Source organism: Caldanaerobacter subterraneus (assembly GCF_004345675.1).
GTDB classification, from domain to species: Bacteria; Bacillota; Thermoanaerobacteria; order Thermoanaerobacterales; family Thermoanaerobacteraceae; genus Thermoanaerobacter; species Thermoanaerobacter subterraneus.
In genome coordinates, this window is record NZ_SLWU01000004.1 from 109,980 (window position 1) to 126,710 (window position 16,731).

15 protein-coding genes are annotated in these 16,731 nt (G+C 37.4%); 6 read left to right on the forward strand and 9 right to left on the reverse strand.

Annotated features, from left to right (window positions below; genetic code table 11):
• Positions 1-238 precede the first annotated feature (238 nt).
• The 4 genes from EV203_RS02810 (at position 239) to EV203_RS02825 (ending at position 3,864) form a co-directional block, all read left to right on the forward strand.
• A complete protein-coding gene (locus EV203_RS02810; protein WP_243700564.1) occupies positions 239-1,585 on the forward strand; it encodes a sigma 54-interacting transcriptional regulator in 1,347 nt (448 codons plus the stop codon).
• A gap of 369 nt (positions 1,586-1,954) precedes the next feature.
• The gene (locus EV203_RS02815) at positions 1,955-2,548 is read left to right on the forward strand and encodes a cell wall hydrolase (RefSeq protein ID WP_132039095.1); all 594 of its coding nucleotides are present in this window, start codon (positions 1,955-1,957) and stop codon (positions 2,546-2,548) included.
• Positions 2,549-2,635: 87 nt separating this feature from the next.
• On the forward strand, positions 2,636-3,163 hold the full coding sequence (locus tag EV203_RS02820; RefSeq protein ID WP_132039096.1) for a Mur ligase: 528 nt from the start codon (positions 2,636-2,638) through the stop codon (positions 3,161-3,163).
• A 50-nt stretch (positions 3,164-3,213) separates the two neighbouring features.
• Entirely contained in the window at positions 3,214-3,864 is a 651-nt protein-coding gene (locus EV203_RS02825; protein ID WP_132039097.1) for a single-stranded DNA-binding protein, read from the forward strand.
• Positions 3,865-3,904: 40 nt separating this feature from the next.
• On the opposite strand, the gene dapD is transcribed toward EV203_RS02825, so the two are convergent.
• The 7 genes from dapD to EV203_RS02860 all read right to left on the reverse strand — a co-directional run bounded on the left by dapD (position 3,905) and on the right by EV203_RS02860 (position 11,817).
• The gene (gene dapD, locus EV203_RS02830; RefSeq protein ID WP_009609870.1) at positions 3,905-4,630 is read right to left on the reverse strand and encodes a 2,3,4,5-tetrahydropyridine-2,6-dicarboxylate N-acetyltransferase; all 726 of its coding nucleotides are present in this window, start codon (positions 4,628-4,630) and stop codon (positions 3,905-3,907) included.
• Positions 4,627-5,379: a 4-hydroxy-tetrahydrodipicolinate reductase gene (dapB, locus tag EV203_RS02835; RefSeq protein WP_009609837.1), complete on the reverse strand. Its 753-nt coding sequence runs from the start codon at positions 5,377-5,379 to the stop codon at positions 4,627-4,629. Before dapB ends, dapD begins: the two co-directional genes overlap by 4 nt.
• Positions 5,379-6,272, reverse strand: a complete 894-nt coding sequence (gene dapA, locus EV203_RS02840; RefSeq protein WP_022588624.1) for a 4-hydroxy-tetrahydrodipicolinate synthase — start codon at positions 6,270-6,272, stop codon at positions 5,379-5,381. Before dapA ends, dapB begins: the two co-directional genes overlap by 1 nt.
• 14 nt (positions 6,273-6,286) lie before the next feature.
• The gene (locus EV203_RS02845) at positions 6,287-7,276 is read right to left on the reverse strand and encodes an aspartate-semialdehyde dehydrogenase (RefSeq protein ID WP_009609875.1); all 990 of its coding nucleotides are present in this window, start codon (positions 7,274-7,276) and stop codon (positions 6,287-6,289) included.
• Positions 7,277-7,421: 145 nt separating this feature from the next.
• Positions 7,422-8,207, reverse strand: a complete 786-nt coding sequence (locus tag EV203_RS02850) for a hypothetical protein (protein WP_043883811.1) — start codon at positions 8,205-8,207, stop codon at positions 7,422-7,424.
• 45 nt (positions 8,208-8,252) lie between these two features.
• The gene (locus tag EV203_RS02855) at positions 8,253-10,058 is read right to left on the reverse strand and encodes an ABC transporter ATP-binding protein (RefSeq protein ID WP_132039098.1); all 1,806 of its coding nucleotides are present in this window, start codon (positions 10,056-10,058) and stop codon (positions 8,253-8,255) included.
• Positions 10,059-10,068: 10 nt separating this feature from the next.
• The gene (locus tag EV203_RS02860) at positions 10,069-11,817 is read right to left on the reverse strand and encodes an ABC transporter ATP-binding protein (protein WP_132039099.1); all 1,749 of its coding nucleotides are present in this window, start codon (positions 11,815-11,817) and stop codon (positions 10,069-10,071) included.
• Between the two features lie 232 nt (positions 11,818-12,049).
• Between EV203_RS02860 and glnA the strand changes: the two genes are divergently transcribed.
• Positions 12,050-13,384: a type I glutamate--ammonia ligase gene (gene glnA / locus EV203_RS02865; RefSeq protein ID WP_132039100.1), complete on the forward strand. Its 1,335-nt coding sequence runs from the start codon at positions 12,050-12,052 to the stop codon at positions 13,382-13,384.
• A gap of 52 nt (positions 13,385-13,436) precedes the next feature.
• Here glnA and iadA read toward each other — a convergent pair whose 3' ends face one another.
• On the reverse strand, positions 13,437-14,615 hold the full coding sequence (gene iadA / locus EV203_RS02870; protein WP_132039101.1) for a beta-aspartyl-peptidase: 1,179 nt from the start codon (positions 14,613-14,615) through the stop codon (positions 13,437-13,439).
• Positions 14,616-14,886: 271 nt separating this feature from the next.
• On the opposite strand from iadA, the gene pdxR reads away from it, so the two are divergent.
• Positions 14,887-16,320 (forward strand): MocR-like pyridoxine biosynthesis transcription factor PdxR, encoded by a 1,434-nt coding sequence (pdxR, locus tag EV203_RS02875; protein WP_132039102.1) that lies wholly within the window; start codon positions 14,887-14,889, stop codon positions 16,318-16,320.
• Between the two features lie 21 nt (positions 16,321-16,341).
• Here pdxR and EV203_RS02880 read toward each other — a convergent pair whose 3' ends face one another.
• A complete protein-coding gene (locus EV203_RS02880) occupies positions 16,342-16,731 on the reverse strand; it encodes a bactofilin family protein (protein WP_022587150.1) in 390 nt (129 codons plus the stop codon).

Genomic DNA, 16,731 nt, shown 5'->3' on the forward strand with positions numbered 1-16,731 from the left:
CCCCCTCCAAAAATATCTTTTATAAAAAGAGAGAAGCAATTTTTATGCCAGTTCATTGTGTATAAGTGAAACTGAGCGGAATTTTTTAAATGTCTATTTTTTTATACAGATTTTTATACACTGAGCCCTGAATTTTTTGCCTACATGTGACCATATGTAAAATTTTGACGAATTATGTTGAAAAAATCTTTTTATGACAATGAAGGAAAATTTGGGTCTATATCTAAATAATAAATATATGGAAGGAAAAGAATGTATAGCAGTGAAAATGGTGATAAGTATGTGCAATAAGGATAAGGTTTACAAAGTTGTGGTAGAAAAAAGTAAAAACTTCAAATTGGAAGATTTCGTTTTAAGTAAAAGCGGTGCTGCTACTACAAATGAGATAGCAAGAATCCTTAACCTCGCGCGTTCTAATGTATCAGCTATTTTGAATGAACTTGTAAGAGAAGAAAAAATTATTAAAATAGTTTCTAAACCGGTCTATTACGTTGAAAAAGAAATTTTTATTCAAGCTTTTGGGAAAAGAATTAAATATGAAATCAACTTCAGTGAATTGATAAATGTTGTGAGTGAAATTAAAGAGGTAGGAGTTGAAGCTTTTGGTTTTGATAATATCATTGGATATAACGGTAGTTTGAAGGAACAAATAGAGCAGGCAAAAGCTGCGGTAGTTTATCCGCCTAACGGATTACATACTCTCATTATTGGACCACCCGGTTCGGGCAAAACTTATTTGGCGGAAAGTATGTATAAGTTTGGGCGTCGAAAAGGATTGAAAGGGTCTTTTGAGGTTTTAAACTGTGCAGATTATTACCACAATCCTCAGCTTCTCCTCTCTCACCTGTTTGGTCATGCAAAAGGTGCTTATACAGGAGCTTTTGTTGAAAGAATAGGTTTGGTAGAAAAAGCGAATAATGGGATACTATTTTTAGATGAGGTTCATCGCCTTCCTCCGGAAGGTCAAGAAATGCTTTTTTATCTTATAGATAAAGGAATGTATAAAAGGCTGGGAGACACAGAGGAAAGAAAGGTAAATGTGATGATTATTGCAGCTACTACAGAAAAAATTGATTCGATACTCTTGAGGACTTTTATAAGAAGAATACCTGTTATAATTCAACTTCCTTCATTTGATGAAAGACCGGTCGAGGAGAAGATGGAAATAATTGTTTATCTCTTAAGGGAAGAATCCAAGAGATTAGGTGTGGATATTATTATTTCTTCCCATCTGCTTTCTTTACTTTCTCTCTTTAAGTATGAAGGTAACATTGGGGAGTTGAAGTCTCTCATACAGCTCATCTGTTCCAAGGCTTTTCTAGCTAATTTTCAGATTAACAGAAAATTTATAAAATTAGATTCTGCTTTATTGCCTTCCAAATATTATAAAAAAGAAATTATTAATACAGAAACGTTTGATGAATTTTTTATCATAACTCCTTTTGGGAAAAGGAGCATTGACAGATACGATTTATACGAGTTTATAGCCGGGAAATATCATGAATTAAAATCAAAGGGCTATGAAGAAAAAACAATTAGAAATAAAATAATTGATTACGTTAGTAATTTCTTAGATGATGTATAGCTGCTTCTTTTATAGCAAGCTTTTACTTTTTGTTTTTTTATCCCTTTTTACTAAAATTCCTACAGCGAGGGCAGTTAGAGGTATAGCACTTTCTTTTTGATAAAGGTTATCAAAGACAATTATAGCATTTTGTTTAAAAGAGTGTCAACAAAATTTAAATCAATATTTTTACATTTATGGAAATGTTCAATAAATGAGTATATATGAGAATATATAAGCATAGTATATCATAACAGAGGATAATAGCCTTTAATTGGGGATAATGAGAAGATACGAGAGTTGTCTTGAAAGGAGGAAGGAGCTATAATTGTAAACGAATTTAACTCCTGCTATTGTTGAAAAACAACAATAGAAAGGAGGAAGAAGGCTATGAAAAAAGTTGTAGCAGTAATACTTGCTTTTGTGATGGCTTTTGGAGTAGTCTCTCAGGCTTATGCTTATACGAAGGTGCACGTGGTATCAAGGGGAGAATCCCTGTATTTGATTGCAACATGGTATGGAAGCGATTTGGACAGCATAAGGCAGGCAAATAATAAGTGGGATAATTTGATATATCCAGGGGAAAAACTTTTAGTTCCTATAAAAGAGGACAGTGATTACTACAATTACTTGGTGGACAGGTATTTAATTGCTAAGATGATATATGCTGAGGCTAGAGGAGAGAGTTTTGAAGGGAAGGTAGCAGTTGGAGCAGTGATTTTGAATAGAGTAAAAAGCGGAATTTTCCCCAATACAGTAGCAGGAGTTATTTACCAGCCTTATGCTTTTGAATCTGTGCTAAATGGAGAATTTTTCAACCACGAGCCCGACCTGGAAGCTTTTAAAGCGGCTGATGCTGCTTTAGCCGGTTGGGACCCAACAGGAGGAGCTTTGTATTTTTTCAACCCAGCGACTTCTACCTCCTGGTGGATATGGACAAGGCCTGTTACTACAGTAATAGGTCATCACTGGTTTGCGAGATAGGAGTAATTTCCTATCTCGCTTTTTTATAATAAATTCATTGATTTTGTAGGAAAATAAGGATTAGAAGTACACAAGAGGTGAATTTTTATGAAAAAGATTTTTGTATTTGGAAGTAAAAAAGCAATTGCTTTAAAAAAATTTCTGGAGGATTTTTTTAAGGGGCGTGGTATTTCAGTAGAAGAGGTGAATTACAACTTGCCTTGTGATGTATTGGTGATTTACGATGTTTTTGATGAAAAACATGTGAATTTATTAAAAAATTATATCAATACTCTTCCTCCAAATGTTATAATAGCTAATGGGGATGTAAAGGATGTAAATTTGCTTTTTGATATGGGTTTTAGTTTTACTTTGATTACAGCTGGGTTAAACCCGAAATGCACAGCTACTGCTTCATCTATTTCCTATGAAGAAGGAGGATACAGGTTTAATTACTGTGTGCAGAGAGCGTTTAATAATTTGAAGGGCCAGTTAATTGAGCCTATGGAAATACCTGTTGAAATAAAAACGCCGGAACAGTATAATATATATAACTCATTGTTTGCGGTTACATTGTTGACGTTATTAGAAGGAAGAGAAAAATTTTTTGAATCGCCTGTCATAATCGGGGTGTAGGGTTAATATATTTTTAAAAGGACACATAAGGGGAAGGGGAGAGTGAACGGATGGCAGGTAATTTTTTAGAAAACAATACCGTCACGCTGGTTGGAAAGGTTTTTACACTCCTTGAATTCAGTCATGAACTTTACGGAGAAAAATTTTTTAATTTTATTTTAGAGGTACCAAGGTTGAGCGAAACGAAAGACTACCTTCCGATAACTATCTCTAACCGGCTCTTCGAGGGAATGAACTTGGAAGTGGGGACAAGGGTGAAGATTGAAGGGCAATTGAGGTCTTACAACAGAAAATCTCCAGAAGAGGGGAAAAACAAGCTCATTCTCACTGTGTTTGCCCGCGACATCTCTGTTGTCCCGGAGGAGGAAGTTGTAAAAAACCCTAATGAAATTTTTTTGGATGGATTCATATGTAAAAAGCCAGTGTACAGGACTACGCCTTTAAGAAGAGAGATAACTGATTTATTGATTGCTGTAAACAGGCCTTATAATAAATCTGATTACATACCTGTAATTGCGTGGGGTAGAAATGCTAGGTTTTCTGAAAAACTTGAGGTGGGAGACCGCATAAGGTTGTGGGGGAGAGTGCAGAGCAGAGAATATCAGAAAAAGTTGGGAGACGAAGTGGTGACAAAAGTTGCTTATGAAGTATCTATAACCCGCATGGAGGTAGTGGAAAAAGAATTGCAAAAAACAGAATAAAAAGGTCAGAAAAAACACCCGAAAACTCGGGTGTTTTGTTTTAACCTCTTAAGTCTTCCATTAATTTTGTTTTTTCCCTGGTTTTTTCGTCTACTACTTTGACGATTTTAGCAGGTACACCTGCCACCACTGTATTAGGTGGTACATCTTCAATTACCACTGAGCCTGCTGCGACCACAGCGCCGCGGCCTACTCTGACGCCCTCCAATATCACAGCATTTGCCCCAATCATTACATTGTCTTCAATTACAACAGGTACACTGCTTGGAGGTTCTAGAACTCCTGCTATAACAGCTCCTGCACCAACATGGACGTTTTTCCCTATGATACCTCTTGCGCCTATCACAGCGTTCATATCTATCATTGAGTTTTCGCCGATTTCTGCTCCTATGTTTATAACTGCTCCCATCATTATCACAGCGTTTTTGCCTATTTTGACTTTATCTCTTATTATTGCTCCCGGTTCTATTCTTGCATCCAGATGGGTTATATCTAAAAGTGGTATTGCTGAGTTTCTTCTGTCATATTCCAAGTGATAATACTTTATTCTGTCTTTGTTTTGCTCTATGACTTTTTCTACAACTTCTAATTCTCCAATGAGTATTTTAAAGTCTTCAGAGCCAAATATTTTCAATCCTTCCTCTTCTTCTACCTGGATCTTCCCCTGTACATATGCCTTTACTGGAGTGGATTTTTTTGCTTCTTTGATGTATCTTGCAATTTCATAGGCGTTCGTCAGGTTATCATTTGTGTTCAAGTTTATCATCCTTTCTTTACAAGGTCTTCCATTGTATATAAGCCAGGTTTTTGACCTATTAAAAATTTAGCTGCTTTTAAAGCTCCATATCCAAAGACTTCCCTTGACTGGGCAGAGTGAGAAATTGTTATTACTTCATTGGGCCCTGCGAAGATTACATCGTGTTCTCCTACTATTGTCCCTCCTCTTACTGCATGTATTCCTATCTCATTTGGCTTTCTTTGTTCTGTTTTTGTGTACCTTCCATACACGTATTCTCTTTTCTCAGGAAGAACCTGATTTATTGCATCTGCTATCATAAGTGCTGTGCCGCTCGGCGCGTCTTTTTTCATGTTGTGATGCTTTTCTACGATTTCTATATCAAATCCTTCTAAAACTTTTGCTGCTTCTTTTACAAGGCTTATCAGCACGTTTATGCCCAAAGACATGTTGGCAGATCTGAAGATAGGTATCTCTTTTGAAGCTTCTTCCACTGTTTTTAATTCTTCTTCGCTCAAGCCTGTTGTGGCAATGACCACAGGAATTTTTCTTTTTGCAGCTTCTTTTACTAAATTTGGAATGGCTTCGTGATAGGAGAAGTCTATGACTACATCTGCTTCTTCTTTTACTTCTTTTAGGTCAGAGTATACAGGGAAGTCTAGAGGGAAGGTGTTTTTGTCAACTCCTGCTACTACTTCAAATTCAGGATTTTCTTTTGCCAGCTTTGCTACTACTTTTCCCATTTTTCCATTGCAGCCGTGGATTATTAGCCTTATCATCAATTTTCCTCCTTTAAAAGGCCATACTGCCTTAAAACTGACTTTAGGTATTCAAGGTTTTTCTCGCTCATTTCAACAAGCGGCAGGCGAAGAGGACCCACTCCAAAGCCCATGAGGTTCATGGCTGTTTTTACAGGTATTGGATTTGTCTCTATGAAAAGGGCCTTATTTAAGGGATTTAGTTCTAACTGCATGTCTCTTGCTTTTTCAATGTCTCCATTGAGGTATGCTGTCGTCATCTCATGGATTTTTGCAGGAATTATATTTGCTGTTACAGAGATCACTCCAAGACCTCCTAAAGACATGATTGGTATTACCTGGTCATCATTTCCTGAGTATATTTCAAAAGATTTGCCCATTATGCGGGCGATTTCAGCGATCTGAGATATGTCTCCACTTGCTTCTTTCACTCCCACCACATTTTCTGCTTTTTTCCTGACTTCTAAGTACGTCTCAGGCAACATGTTTAAAGATGTTCTGCTGGGCACGTTGTAGATTATAATAGGTATATCTACGTGGCGTGCTATTTCAGTGAAATGAGCTACCAATCCTTTTTGTGTTGTTTTGTTGTAATAAGGGGTGATGACCAAAAGAGCATCTGCTCCGACTGATTGTGCGTATTCGCTGAGTTCAATCGCATGAGCAGTGTTGTTCGAACCGGTTCCTGCAATAACTGGTATTCTCTTTGCCACTTTTTCTACTGTAAATTTTATGGCTTCCTTTTGCTCTTCATCAGTCATTGTGGAAGCTTCACCCGTAGTTCCGCATATGAGGATTGCATCTGTTCCTTCTTTTATATGCCATTCAATCAATTCGCCAAGTTTGTCAAAATTCACTCCATTTTCAGTAAAAGGGGTCACTATGGCCACACATGAACCTTTAAATACAGGCATGCTCTATTCTCCTTTCACATATTTTTAATTACAAGTTCAGCAATCTGCACGGCATTTGTTGCCGCACCTTTTCTTATGTTATCCGCCACAATCCACATGTTCACACCGCTGTAGACTGTCTCATCCCTTCTTATTCTCCCCACAAATACCTCGTCTTTCCCTGTAGCAAAGGTGGCAAGAGGGTATAGGTTATGTTCAGGGTCGTCCATCACTACAACTCCGGGGGCATTTTTTAGAATTTCTATTAACTCTTTCATCTCATAGGGCCGAGCAAATTCTACATTTACAGATTCGCTGTGAGAATTTACTACAGGAACTCTTACTGTGGTTGGAGAGACTTTTATAGAGTCATCTTTCATTATTTTCTTCGTCTCGTTTATCATTTTGAGTTCCTCTTTTGTATATCCGCTCGGGGTGAAGGAGTCAATGTGGGGAATGCAGTTATTCGCTATTGGATGAGGGAATACCTGGGGTGGTTCTCCTTTCTGCGTTCTTTCGAGGTCATCTATGCCTTTTTTGCCTGCCCCTGACACTGCCTGATAAGTAGATACGACAATGCGCTTTATCCTGTACTTGTCATGAAGGGGCTTTAAAGGCACTACCACCTGTATGGTGGAACAATTGGGGTTTGCTATTATTCCTTTATGCCATGATATGTCTTCTGGGTTTACTTCTGGAACTATCAAAGGCACGTTTTCATCCATGCGCCATGCGCTGGAATTATCTATTACTACTATTCCACGGGATGCGGCTATTGGGGCAAATTGTTTGCTCACAGTAGCTCCTGCTGAGAATAAAGCTATTTGTATGTCCCTGTTGAAGCTTTCCTCTGTAAGTTCTTCTACGATGTACTCTTTGTTTTTAAAATAGAGTTTTTCACCGGCAGATTTGGATGATGCGAATAAGTACAGCTTATTGACAGGAAAATTTCTTTCTTCCATTACTTTTAGAAAAGTTCTTCCTACCATACCGGTAGCTCCGACAATTGCCACATTAACTCCCATTATTCTAATCCTCCTCTAATTCGGGCTTTTTTAATTTTATGCTGTATTAAAGTGATTTGCTTATTTAAAATATATCATTACTATTATATGAAGTCAATAAAATAAGGATTACATGAGATAAAAAAGCCTAAAAAGTGTACAGATTTTACTTTTTAGGCTCTAAAACTTTTTCTAAAGATTTTAGGTTTTTAAGGAAAACTTCTGCTTTCACTTTTGTCAGCACTTTATTTTGGGATTTTACTGCCTTTTGAAGCTCTGATATGCTTGCATTAAATTTGTCAGCAGAAGTTTTGGCTTCTTTGGGCAATTTTGTTTTTAGAGTCTGCCATGTAGAACTTATGTCTATTAAATCTTTGGAAATTTCATCCCATTTCTGTATTTCGCTTTTGAAGTCAATATCTTGCCCATAAAATTTAAGCTTTTTTATATCTAAAGAAGGGTCGGTGGAAAAGAGCCCTTCTAACTCAGGAATGTATTTGTATATTCCGTTAGCGTAGATTAACACGTCTATTTTTGATTTTTTATTGGCCACTAAAGTAAGGTCGTTGATAGCGGCGCTCATACTGTTTATCAAGTTTAACTTGGCGCCTTTCTTTGTGACTATAGGGTTTAAAGAGTTCCAGTTGCTGTGAATGTCTTTTACAGTTTTTTCTATCTCCTTCCAGCTTTTTTCGTTTGTTGAGGTTTCTTTTTTCTTATCTTTGTCAGAATCTTTTTTAGAAGAAGTTGAAGAGGGTTTTTCTTTTATTTTTTTTGCCTCACTGATTATTTTTTCTATGTCCTTTTCTATTTTTGTAAGTTCTTTTGGTATTTCGGTTTTTTGTGAAGTTTGGGGCTTTTTTTGCGCTTTATCCTGTTTTTTACATCCTGTCATGTTAAATATCAAGGCAATTATGAGGAGGGCGCTTAAGAGCTTTATAAATTTTCTCATATTACCACCTCAGGAATAGTATGCCCCTCCTCACTTGGCAGTATGCTAGCTGATTTTACTTTCTGACAGCTGATCTTTATACTGCAGCATATAGAGGTTGTAGTAAAGGCCTTTTTTCTGAAGAAGTTCCTGATGAGTTCCTATTTCTCTTATGCGGCCTTTGTGAAGGACTATTATTTTGTCAGCGTGCTGTATTGTGGAAAGCCTATGGGCAATGACAAGCGTAGTGCGCCCTTTTGTCAATTTTTCAAGAGCGTCCTGTATCAGCCTTTCTGTTTCTGTGTCTATGTTTGCTGTAGCTTCATCTAAAACTAATATCTTGGGGTTAAATGCTAAAGCTCTAGCGAAAGCTAAAAGCTGCCTCTGACCTGCTGAAAGGGTTGACCCTCTTTCTGTGACCTTTGAGTTATATCCTTCTGGGAGTTTTTTTATGAACTGATGGGCATTTACGTACTTCGCTACTCTGTATATGTCGTTGTCAGTTATGTTTTTGTTATTTAGCCTTATGTTTGACTTTATGTCTCCTGTAAACAGGAATACATCCTGAAGGACTATGCCGATGTGTTTTCTCAAGTCTTGCTGCCTTACTTTTCTTATGTCAATTCCGTCAATTAATATTTCTCCTTTTTGAATGTCGTAAAATCTGCACAAAAGGTTTATTATAGAAGTTTTGCCTGCACCTGTAGCTCCAACAAAAGCCACTGTTTCTCCAGGATTTACTTCAAAAGATACATCTTTTAACACCCACTCTTTGCCATTGTAAGAAAACCACACGTTTTTAAATTCAATTTTCCCTTTAACTTCCTCAAGAGGAATGGGGTTTTCAGGGTCTTTAACTTCCTCTTTAGTATCTAAGAGGATAAATATTCTCTCTGCAGAGGCCATTGCTGACTGAAGTATGTCGTACTTTTCAGATATGTCAAATATGGGTTGAAAAAGCTGTTGAAGGTAATTTACAAAAGCGTACAGTACGCCAAATTCTATTTTTCCAGCGATTATATCTCTGCCTCCATACCATATCAAAAGTGCTAAAGTAAGAGAGTAAATGACGTCCATAGAAGGGCGGAATATAGCAAATATTGTAAGCTGTCTCATGTTGGCGTCGTAGTACTCTTTGTTGATTTTTTTAAACTCTTCCATTTTTTTGTTTTCAGTCACAAAAAGCTGAACTATTTTCATGCCGCTTATGTGTTCTGAAAGGAAGGCATTTATCCGGGCAAGTCTCACTCTCACAAGGCGATATGCCTGAGAGGCAAGCTTTCTGTAAATGTACATTCCTGTCAGTATCAAAGGAGTGGTAGATAGAGCGATAAATGCAAGCTTTAAGTTGTAACTCACCATGGCTATGACGATTCCCGCGATTATGAACACATCATTAAATAGGTTTGTTATGACACTTGTGTACATTTCATTTAAAGTGTCTGTATCATTTGTTACGCGAGTTACTAACCTACCAACAGGGTTTCTATCAAAAAATGATAGGGAAAGTTTTTGCAGGTGTTCAAAAATTTGCTGCCTTAAGTTAAATATTATTTTTTGACCTGTGTATTGGATGAGGTACACCTGCCCATAATTTATCAAAAATGCTACTGTTATTATTACTATGTACAGACTTCCAATTCTTATTACACCTTGTATCGCCTGTTCTTTGGAGATGTGGGGATTGTTTATGTAATTATCTATTGCTTGCTGTACAAGGTAAGGCCTTAAGAGGTTTGAGACGGTTACAAGTAAAATTGCTATGACTCCTATTAGTATATAAAACCAATAAGGCTTTGCATAGGTAAGAAGACGTTTCATTATTTTCCAGTCAAAAGGCTTTGCCATGATTTCTTCTTGCTGGTATTCCATTTTTATCACCTCAGCCTTCTTTTTGTATAGCTTCTTCTAATTGCTGTTTTTCATATATACTGTAATACAAACCTTTTAAATTTAGCAGTTCTTCATGGGTACCTCTTTCTACTATTTCGCCCTCGTCAAGAACTATAATTTCGTCTGCATTTTTGATGGTAGAAATTCTGTGGGAGACTATTATGGTAGTTCTGTCCTTCATAAATTCTTTTAAATTATTAAGTATCCTTTCTTCGGTGTTGGTATCTACTGCGGAGAGGCTGTCATCAAGTATTAAAATCTTTGGATCTTTTATTAAAGCTCTGGCGATGGCTATTCTTTGCTTTTGACCTCCTGATAGGGTTACACCTCTTTCACCGACAACAGTGTCGTACTGCTGAGGAAATTCTACTATGTCTTTATGCACATCCGCCATTTCAGCGAATTTCTGTATCTTTTCCAGAGGTTCTTCTTTTGTAAAGGCTATGTTGTTAGCGATCGTGTCAGAAAAGATGAAGTTATCCTGAGGCACAAAGCCGATATTTTCTCTTAAAACTTTTAAGGGTATTTCGTTTATATCATGTCCATCTATGAAGATTTTGTCACAAGGTACGGTGTAGAGTCGCGCTATTAAGTTTACTAAAGTGCTTTTTCCACTTCCTGTTTTTCCAATTATAGCAAGAGTTTTGCCTCTGGGGATTTTTAAGTTTATGTTTTTCAATACAGGAGGTAGGTCTTTTTTGTATGAAAAGGTCAGATTTTTTATCTCTATATCTCCTTTTATTGTAGTAATATTTGGATCAGCAAACTTGTCAGTTATCTCTGGCACTTCATTTAATATCACATTGATTCGCTCCATGGAAGCAGCCCCTCTTTGAAATATATTTATGACCCAGCCAAAAGCCATCATGGGCCATATGAGCATGCCGAGGTAAGCAGTGAAAGCGACAAATTCGCCAAGACTTATCACACCTCTTATTACCTGAGTTCCACCGTATAAAAGAGCTATTGTAAAGCTTAAAGCTGCTAAAAACTGCACTGTCGGGTCAAATAGACCCCATATTTTAATCATGTTCATATTGGCAAGAAAATTTCTAAAATTTTCCTGACGGAAATTTTCTATTTCTTCTTTTTCTTGGACAAAAGCTTTTATGACTCTTATCCCAGAGATGCTTTCTTGAACTTTATCAGTTAACGATGCAAAAGCCTCCTGAACTTTTGTAAACCTTGCATGGATTATTTTTCCGAATCTATTGACTACCAGAGCTAAAACTGGCAGAGGCAAAAGGGCAAATAGGGTCAGCTTAAAATTAATAGTAAAAATCATTATGAGGATGATTGTGATGCTTAAAAATGAAGCATCAATTGACATTATTATCCCTGGCCCTGCGGCCATTCTTATGGCGTTTATGTCATTTGTGGCATGAGCCATTAAGTCTCCAGTCTTGTGTTCATGATAGTACTGAGGAGATAAGGTTAAAAGCTTGGAAAACAGCTCTTCTCTTAAGTCTTTTTCCAAAAGCCTTGACATTCCCATTATTTTAATGCGCCAAATAAAGCGAAAAGCAAAAACTAGTAAAGATATACCTATTATCCACAAAGAGTAATTTAGTAATATTTTTGGAGTTAAATCTTTACTTTTAAATAAATCGGTTACACTGCCAAGTAGATGAGGAATTATCATCTGAAGCAAGTCTACTCCTAATAAGAAAATGATTCCAATTATGTAATCCCATTTATGCCTCTTTATAAAAGGAATGACTGTTGTGAAACTCTTCATAATATCTCCCCCTTGAACTGTCTCTCATCTTTCTAAGAGGCATAATATTATTATAACGTAAACCTTTAAAATTTCAAAAATTTATTAAAACTATATTGCAATATGAAAAAAATGTGATATAATAATTATTGGTTAAAATTGAATAAAATTTTGTGGGGTGGAAAGGGCAGTTTAAGGGGTGGGGAGCCTTTGGCAACTTCACCCTTAATTCTATTTTTTGAGGAGGAAGACTATGGGGAAAAAATACAGCAAAGAGGATGTATTGAAGCTGGCAAAAGAACATAAAGTAGAGTATGTGCACCTTCAGTTTACCGACATTTTTGGAATTATGAAAAACGTGTCTATTCCTGTAGAAGAGCTGGAGAAAGCTTTAAACAACGAAATTATGTTTGATGGGTCTTCAATAGACGGTTTTGTGAGAATTGAAGAATCGGATATGTATTTAAGACCTGACCCTGACACTTTTGTCATTTTTCCATGGAAAAAAGAATCTGGAGTTGAGGCAAGGCTTATATGCGACATTTACAATTACGACGGAACTCCCTTTGAGGGAGACCCAAGATACGTTTTGAAGAGAAATTTGGAAGAGGCTAAAAAATTGGGGTATGAATTTAAAGTAGGGCCAGAATGTGAATTTTATTTGTTTTTGAAGGATGAAAAAGGAAATCTTACCACTATTACACAAGATGAAGCGGGCTATTTTGACATGGCTCCGGTGGATTTGGGAGAGAATGCTAGAAAAGAGATGGTGGCAGCTTTAAAACAACTGGGCTTTGAGATAGAAGCATCTCACCACGAGGTTGGACCTGGGCAGCATGAGATAGATTTTAAGTATGACGATGCACTAACTACTGCCGACAATGTGATGACATTCAAGATGGTAGTCAGGATAATTGCTCAAAAGCATGGATTGCACGCCACATTTATGCCAAAGCCTGTCTTTGGTATTGCCGGTTCAGGGATGCACATGAACATGTCGCTTACAAAAGATGGTAAAAATGTATTTTACGACCCCAATGACCCGTTGGAGCTCAGCAAGGAGTGCTATAATTTCATAGGTGGATTGATGAAACATGCTAAAGGGATGACAGCTGTTACAAATCCAACAGTCAATTCATATAAGAGGCTGGTTTCAGGGTATGAGGCTCCTGTCAATATAGCTTGGTCTTTAAGGAATAGAAGCCCTCTTATAAGGATACCTGCAAAGAGAGGAGAAGCCACTAGAATAGAGTTAAGAAGCCCAGACCCCAGTAGCAATCCATACCTTGCGTTGGCTGTTGCGCTTGCAGCAGGGCTTGATGGAATAAAAAATGGTATCATGCCGCCTCCACCTGTAAACGGCAATGTGTATCACATGAATGAGGAGGAGCTTAAAAATTTTGGAATAGAGAAACTACCCGGCTCACTTGAAGAAGCTTTAAATGAACTTGAAAAAGATGAGGTTATAAAGAAGGCTTTGGGCAATCACGTGTACACAAAATTTATGGAAGCTAAGAGAGCGGAATGGGATGAATACAAAATATATGTCACTCAATGGGAATTGATGAAATACCTTTCTACCTTTTAAAAAAATTAGCAGCATTTTGCGCTTGAGTTTGCGCAAAATGCTGCTTTTCCTTTTACTCTTCGAAAAAGCCTTTCTTTACAACTTTTCCTTCTCTTATCATAAATTTGCCTCTCGCTATGACTGAATGGATATTTAAATCTTTGTCCAGTATGACTATGTCAGCGTCAGATTTTTCGGAAATGCATCCTTTTCTGGGGTATAAGTTCAATACTTTTGCCACATTTTCTGTTATTATTTTTATCCCTTTTTCAAGAGGGACAATTCCTTCTATAATTACTTCTCTTAAATCTCTGTAGAGTGTCTCTGTGCTCCCTACCATTACTTTTACCAGTTTTTTGTTTTCGTCAAACACAGGTATGCTGCCGTTGCTATCAGAGCTCATTGTGACTTTTTCTATTGGAAGCTTGTTTTCCAGGACTTTTTTAATCGCCTCTTTTGGGGTCAAAGCTGTTTTCGAATGGGGGTCAGGTTTTATGTCAGAGGTAAGGTCTATCGTTCCTCCCATTTCTATAAATTTCAAGCCATGTTCAAATAAATGAGATGCCCTGTTTATGTGAGTTGGAACAAACTGGGTAATAGGTATTTCGGTTTTTTCTACAATTTCAAAAATAGGAGAAAGGCCTCTTATACCGTCTCCCACGTGAAGGTGCACTATTCCGGGTTTGCCACCTAGAAGTCCTCCAACTCTGGCTTCTGCTGCTAGTTTTGTTAAATCTTCTACTGTAGGCTGTGCAGACCTGTGATCCGAAATCGCAATTTCACCTGTACCGATGACTTTGTCAATCAAGACGAGGTCTGACCTTACACTTCCTGTGAGGGTGCGCGTAGGTATCTCGTAAGCTCCTGTGTAAATATAAGTTGTTATTCCCTCCTGTTCTAGTGCTCTTGCTTTTGCGAGAAGCGAAGCCATTCCACGCGTTATTCCGTCTGTCCCCAAAAGCCCTACCACAGTAGTTATTCCGCCTTTTGTTATATCTGATAGAGTTATTTCTGGAGTTCTGGTTGAAGGACCACCTTCTCCGCCTCCCCCTGCTATGTGAACGTGCTGGTCAATAAAGCCGGGTACAGCTGTGAGACCCTCTACTTCTTCTACTATTTCTACATCCCCAAATTCTTTAAAAGGTTTTATTTGATCGGCTATTTTTATGACTTTCTCGCAACATATTAGTATGTCTTTTTTGCCTATTGGTTCCGGGGAGTAGACGTTTAATCCTTTTAGCAAAAGAAACATAACAATCCTCCTTTCCATATTAGTTTTTCATCAGTATATCAATATTATAACAGACCGGTGGCAAAAATTAGAGAAGTGGCCGGGACCTCGCCGAAGCCCGAAAAGCGAGCCTTTAGTTTTGTCCTTTGTAACTTACAAGCATTAACACAAAATGCCACTTAAAAGATAATGACTTTGTCAACAACCTGATTATAATTCATTTTGAAAAAGGATAGAATTTTTGTTATGATAAATATAGAAAATTGTAACGATACAATTGTGAGGGGAAAGTATGAATAAAATTGTTATTGACAGGAACAAAGAGACACCAATATACCTTCAGCTTTACTCTCAGCTCAAAAGGTTTATAGAAAATGGGAGCTTGCCACCAGGGTATAAGCTTCCAACAATAAGGAGTATGGCAAAAGAGTTGGGAGTCAATATTATAACTGTGGTCAATGCTTACAGGCTTTTAGAAGAAAACGGATATGTGTACACCAGAGTGGGAAGTGGAACTTACGTCTGTGAGGGCATTCAGAGGGATAGAGATTTGATAGAAGATATTGAACTTTCTGAGCACAGAGAGATACCTGTCAAAAAGGGGACTATAAATTTTGCCTCTTCATCCTTAAATCCAGAACTTTTCCTTGTGGATGAGTTTGCAGAGCTTATAAACAGAGTATTAAAAAGGGATAGAGGGTATGCTTTTGAGTATCAGGACAGCAGGGGATATAAGCCTTTGAGAGAGTCTATCCTCAAGTTTGTGAGGCTTTATGGAATAGAAACGGGAGTTGAAAACATTCAGGTCATCTCAGGAGGCCAGCAGGGGATAGACGTTGTGTCAAAAGCTTTGATCAATTTCGGTGACACAATAGTCGTAGAAAGACCCACATATTCATGGGCTTTAGCCTCTTTTCAATCGAGAGGAGCAGATATTCTAGAGGTAAATTTAAATAAAGACGGAATTGACATAGAGGATCTGGAAGATAAATTGAAGAAATTTAAGCCTAAGTTCATATACGTGATGCCGAATTTTCACAATCCCACAGGTATTTTATATAGCGATGAGAAAAAAGAAAAACTTGTAGGGCTGGCGGAGAAGTATGAAACTTACCTTTTAGAAGATGACTTTGCAATTGAATTATCTTTTACAGAAACAGATGTATTCCCTCTCAAAGCTTTTGATAAGTACGACAGGGTGATATACCTAAAAAGCTTTTCTAAGGTTCACATGCCGGGATTGCGTCTTGGATTTATCATAGCCCCGGAAAAACTTGTGAGCAGTTTTCTCAAGGCAAAATATGTTACAGACCTCACTACTTCTGGGCTGATGCAGAGGGCTTTCGATTTATATTTGAGGGAAAACATCTGGAAGAAACACATTGAGGAAGTGAAAGGCGTAATGAGAGAAAGGTTTGAAAAGATGAAAGAAGGGCTTACCCAGTTAGAAAGCTATTTTGAGTTTGATATTCCAAAAGGAGGTTTTTACTACTGGGTAAAGCTTAAAGATAACTGGAAAGCGGTAGACTTTTATCAGAAATGTCTTGAGAGAGGGTTATTGGTAGTTCCGGGGGATATGTTTTTTGGAATAAAAAAAGAAGACAATTTTCTGAGATTAAGTTTTGCCTCATGCGATGTGCAAGAGATAGAAAAAGGAATTGAAATATTAAGACAGGTTTTAAGCGAAGGGCAGAATGAAAATGAGACATACCTTCCTATAATATAAAACAGGAGGAGGATAAAAAGGTCACTCCTCTACCTTTTTATCCTCCTCCTGAGGGAAAGATTTGGACATTTTTGATTTGCCTTCAAAAACGGCTCCTTCTTCTATTACTAAATTTTGGACTTCAATATCTCCATATACTTTTCCAGTAGATGTGATCTGCAATTGTCCCTTTGCCAGTATGTTGCCTTTAACCTCTCCTGAGACAATTACATTGTCGGATGAGATATTTGCTTGAATTTTTGCGCCTTCCCCTATAATCACATTTCCCTTTGTTTCTATTTGTCCGCTGAAATTGCCATCTATTCTAAGAGTACCTTCAGACCTTATGGTTCCTTCAAATGAGGTGTTTTTCCCTATTACAGTATCAATTTTTTCAGGATTTATTTCTACCTGGCTCTTTTTCTGAAACAT

Bases quoted from the DNA above. Each gene is read 5' to 3' on its own strand.
- EV203_RS02810 (WP_243700564.1), top strand. From the start codon at position 239: ATGGAAGGAAAAGAATGTATAGCAGTGAAAATGGTGATAAGTATGTGC.
- EV203_RS02815 (WP_132039095.1), top strand. From the start codon at position 1,955: ATGAAAAAAGTTGTAGCAGTAATACTTGCTTTTGTGATGGCTTTTGGA.
- EV203_RS02820 (WP_132039096.1), top strand. From the start codon at position 2,636: ATGAAAAAGATTTTTGTATTTGGAAGTAAAAAAGCAATTGCTTTAAAA.
- EV203_RS02825 (WP_132039097.1), top strand. From the start codon at position 3,214: ATGGCAGGTAATTTTTTAGAAAACAATACCGTCACGCTGGTTGGAAAG.
- dapD (WP_009609870.1), bottom strand. From the start codon at position 4,630: ATGATAAACTTGAACACAAATGATAACCTGACGAACGCCTATGAAATT.
- dapB (WP_009609837.1), bottom strand. From the start codon at position 5,379: ATGATAAGGCTAATAATCCACGGCTGCAATGGAAAAATGGGAAAAGTA.
- dapA (WP_022588624.1), bottom strand. From the start codon at position 6,272: ATGCCTGTATTTAAAGGTTCATGTGTGGCCATAGTGACCCCTTTTACT.
- EV203_RS02845 (WP_009609875.1), bottom strand. From the start codon at position 7,276: ATGGGAGTTAATGTGGCAATTGTCGGAGCTACCGGTATGGTAGGAAGA.
- EV203_RS02850 (WP_043883811.1), bottom strand. From the start codon at position 8,207: ATGAGAAAATTTATAAAGCTCTTAAGCGCCCTCCTCATAATTGCCTTG.
- EV203_RS02855 (WP_132039098.1), bottom strand. From the start codon at position 10,058: ATGGAATACCAGCAAGAAGAAATCATGGCAAAGCCTTTTGACTGGAAA.
- EV203_RS02860 (WP_132039099.1), bottom strand. From the start codon at position 11,817: ATGAAGAGTTTCACAACAGTCATTCCTTTTATAAAGAGGCATAAATGG.
- glnA (WP_132039100.1), top strand. From the start codon at position 12,050: ATGGGGAAAAAATACAGCAAAGAGGATGTATTGAAGCTGGCAAAAGAA.
- iadA (WP_132039101.1), bottom strand. From the start codon at position 14,615: ATGTTTCTTTTGCTAAAAGGATTAAACGTCTACTCCCCGGAACCAATA.
- pdxR (WP_132039102.1), top strand. From the start codon at position 14,887: ATGAATAAAATTGTTATTGACAGGAACAAAGAGACACCAATATACCTT.
- EV203_RS02880 (WP_022587150.1), bottom strand. From the start codon at position 16,731: ATGTTTCAGAAAAAGAGCCAGGTAGAAATAAATCCTGAAAAAATTGAT.